Consider the following 3,448-nt stretch of genomic DNA (forward strand, 5'->3'; position numbering starts at 1 on the left):
GGCCCGCGCCGGCACGCGTGCCACCACGCCGGCCCGCGGCAGCTCGGCGCGCCGCGCCGCGCCGCGTCCGGTCGCCCCGGCCCGCGCAGTGCCCAAGCAGGTGCAGCTGGAGCGCTTGTACGACGAGTACTGGGATGCCTCCATGCGGTTGAACCCGCTGCAGGCTACCTTCCAGGGCGAACCGCGTTACAACGACCAGTTGCCCAATATCCTCTCCGCCGCCTGGCGCCAGCAATCGCACGACTTCACCACCGAGTGGCTGGGCAAGGTCGAGAAGATCGGCAGCGACGGCCTGCAGGGGCAGGACCTGCTCAGCTACGAGATCTTCGTGCGCGACGCCCGCGCCTCGCTGGCCGCCGAACGTTATCCGAGCTGGATGATGCCGATCAGCCAGTACTACAACGTCGGCAGCATCATGGCCATCCTCGGCGCCGGCGCTGGCGCGCAGCCGTTCAACACGGCCAAGGACTACGACACCTGGTCACGACGCTCGCTGGGCATCCCCGATCTGTTCGACCAGGCCATCGCCAACATGCGCCAAGGCATGAAGGCTGGTGTGGTGCAACCGCGCGACCTGATGGAAAAGGTCCTGCCGCAGCTGGATGCGGTGATCAAGCCGACTGCCGAAGAGAGCATCTTCTGGTCGCCGATCCGGACCATGCCCGAGTCCATCTCCGCCGAAGACAAGGCGCGAATCAGCGGTGAGTACAAGCGCATGATCGAACTGCGCATCATGCCGGCCTACCGCGCCCTGCGTGGCTTCATCGCCACCGAATACCTGCCTGCCACGCGCAGCAGCAGCGGCCTTGGCGCACTGCCCGACGGCCAGGCCTGGTATGCCAACCTGATCGTGCAGACCACTGCCAGCCAGCAGACCGCCGCGCAGCTGCATGCGCTGGGCGAGCAGCGCGTGCAGGAGCTGCAGGCGCAGATCACCACGGTGATGCGCGACGGCAAGCTGCGCAGTTCGCAGGCCAAGCTGCTGCGCAGCATGCGCAACGACCGCCAGTTCCAGTACAGCGATGCCAACGCGCTGCTCAACCGTTACCGGCAGGTGCAGCAGCAGGTCGATGCACGCCTGCCGCAGGTACTGGACACCCTGCCGAAGGCGCCGCTGCAGATCCATGCAGTGGAGCCGGAGCGTGCCATGACCGCCGCCGCAGCCTCCTACCAGCCGTCGCCCCCAGGACAACCCGGCGTGCTGTTCGTCAACACCCGCGACCTGCCCAGCCGCAAGCGCTGGAACGTGCCGGTGCAGTACCTGCATGAAGCCATTCCCGGGCACCATGTGCAGCTGGGCCTGCAGCAGGAATTGACCAAGCTGCCGCGCTTCCGCCGCCTCGGCGGTGACCTTGCCTTCGTCGAAGGCTGGGGCCTGTATGCGGAAACCCTCGGCGAAGACCTCGGCGCGTACACCGATCCGTACGACCGCATCGGCTATCTGTATTCGCGCCTGCTGCGCGCCGCACGCGTGGTCGCCGACACCGGCGTGCATGCGCAGGGCTGGAGCAAGCAGCAAGCCGTGACCTATCTGCAGAAGACCGTCGACATGAGCGCTGACGATGCCAATGCGGAAGTGGAACGGATCATGGCCCAGCCTGGCCAGGCACTGTCCAACGTGGCAGGCCTGACCACGATCATCGCCCTGCGCGACAAGGCCAAGGCACGCCAGGGCGCAGCGTTCGACCTGCGCCGCTTCCATGCCGAAGTGCTGAAGGACGGTTCGATGCCGCTGGATGTACTGGACCACAAGATCGAACGCTGGCTGGCCCAGCCGGCCACTACACCAGCACCCGCACCCTGACCGTCACGGAGCTGCCATGCGCCCTGCCGCCCTGCTGTGCGCCACCGTCCTCGCCCTGCTGCCGTCGATAGCGTTGGCAGCGGCACCGCTGGCACCGCCGGATGCAGGCATTGATGGCCTGATGCAGGCCTACGACGGCCAGGTGCCGGGCGCAGCGGTGCTGGTGCTGCACGACGGGCAGCCGGTGTTCCGTCGCGGCTACGGGTTGGCCGTGGTCGAGGATGGCAGCGCCGTGACGCCGGCCAGCAACTTCCGCCTTGCCTCGGTCAGCAAGCAGTTCACCGCTGCGGCGGTGCTGTTGCTGGTCGAGGACGGCCGCGTGGCGCTGGACCAGCCCGCGCGGCGCTGGCTGCCGGAACTGCCGCCCGCCGCTGCCACCATCACCCTGCGCCAGTTGCTGTCGCACACCAGCGGCCTGCTGGACTACGAAGACCTGATGGACCCTGCCGACACCCGGCAGGTGCACGACACCGATGTGCTGGCGCTGTTGGCCCGCGAAGATCGGCTCGCCTTCGCACCCGGTACGCAGTACCGCTACAGCAACAGCGGCTACGCATTGCTGGCGCTGATCGTCGGCCGCGCCGCCGGTACCGACTTTGCCAGTTTCCTGCAGCAGCGCATCTTCCGGCCGCTGGGCATGGCGCATACCGTCGCCCACCAGGATGGTGTCGACGTGGTGGCGCAGCGTGCCTATGGCTACAGCGAGGTCGACGGCCGCTGGCAACGCACCGACCAGAGCACCACCAGCGCCGTACTCGGCGACGGTGGCATCTACTCCTCGCTGGACGACCTCGCCCGCTGGGACGCGGCCCTGTACGACGACCGCCTGCTCTCGGCCGCATCACGCGAGGCCATGTTCAGCCCGGCCACCGCCACCACCGAACCCGACGTGCCGCATTACGGCTTCGGCTGGCGCCTGAACGGCCACATGCACTGGCACAGCGGCGAGAGCATCGGCTTCCGCAATGTGATCCTGCGCTACCCGGACAAACACCTGACCGTGATCGTGCTGAGCAACCGCAACGCCCCCGAACCCTATCCGCTGGCGTTGAAGATCGCCCAGCGCTGGCTGGACACCCTGCAATGACCACCGAAACCACCGGCCTGCTGGGCATCCACCATGCCGCACTGATCTGCAGCGACTACGCCCGCTCGAAAGACTTCTACGTGCGCGTGCTGGGCCTGCGCATACTGGCCGAGAACCACCGCGCCGTACGCGACTCGTGGAAGCTGGACCTGGCCCTGCCCGATGGCGGCCAACTGGAGCTGTTCTCTTTCCCCTCGCCGCCCGCACGGCCGAGCCGCCCCGAAGCCCAGGGCCTGCGCCACCTCGCGTTCCGGGTAGCCGCGCTGGAACCCTTCATCGAACGCCTGGCCCGCCACGGCGTAACCTGCGAACCGATCCGCGTGGATGAATACACCGGCCGCCGCTTCACCTTCTTCGCCGACCCCGACGACCTGCCGCTGGAGCTGTACGAGACCGGTTGAGCGTTTTCCAATCGCGGAGATTCATCCACGCATCGTGTCGACCAAGGTCGACACCTACCAACAGCTGCGGGAACCTGTCGAAGGCGGGGTGGGGCCGGTTGCGGGGGCGTGAGCGCCATGGATGGCGCGACCGAGCTTACATGGACGTACTTGCAG

At 67.5% G+C, this 3,448-nt stretch carries 3 protein-coding genes; all 3 read left to right on the forward strand.

All coding sequences use genetic code 11. The features are described 5' to 3' along the window. Positions 1–1,804: DUF885 domain-containing protein (locus tag AB4Y84_RS16590; RefSeq protein ID WP_442250469.1), on the forward strand; the 1,804-nt coding region annotated here is incomplete at its 5' end. Positions 1,805–1,820: 16 nt separating this feature from the next. Continuing rightward, the gene (locus tag AB4Y84_RS16595; RefSeq protein WP_442244111.1) at positions 1,821–2,891 is read left to right on the forward strand and encodes a serine hydrolase domain-containing protein; all 1,071 of its coding nucleotides are present in this window, start codon (positions 1,821–1,823) and stop codon (positions 2,889–2,891) included. Further along, the gene (gene gloA2 / locus AB4Y84_RS16600) at positions 2,888–3,292 is read left to right on the forward strand and encodes an SMU1112c/YaeR family gloxylase I-like metalloprotein (RefSeq protein ID WP_442244112.1); all 405 of its coding nucleotides are present in this window, start codon (positions 2,888–2,890) and stop codon (positions 3,290–3,292) included. Before AB4Y84_RS16595 ends, gloA2 begins: the two co-directional genes overlap by 4 nt. Positions 3,293–3,448: the final 156 nt, after the last annotated feature.

This window comes from Stenotrophomonas sp. 2YAF22 (assembly GCF_052114665.1).
In the GTDB taxonomy this organism is placed as follows: domain Bacteria; phylum Pseudomonadota; class Gammaproteobacteria; order Xanthomonadales; family Xanthomonadaceae; genus Stenotrophomonas; species Stenotrophomonas indicatrix.

Excerpts from the sequence above, each read along its gene's own strand:
- AB4Y84_RS16595 (WP_442244111.1), top strand. The coding sequence starts at position 1,821 with ATGCGCCCTGCCGCCCTGCTGTGCGCCACCGTCCTCGCCCTGCTGCCG.
- gloA2 (WP_442244112.1), top strand. The coding sequence starts at position 2,888 with ATGACCACCGAAACCACCGGCCTGCTGGGCATCCACCATGCCGCACTG.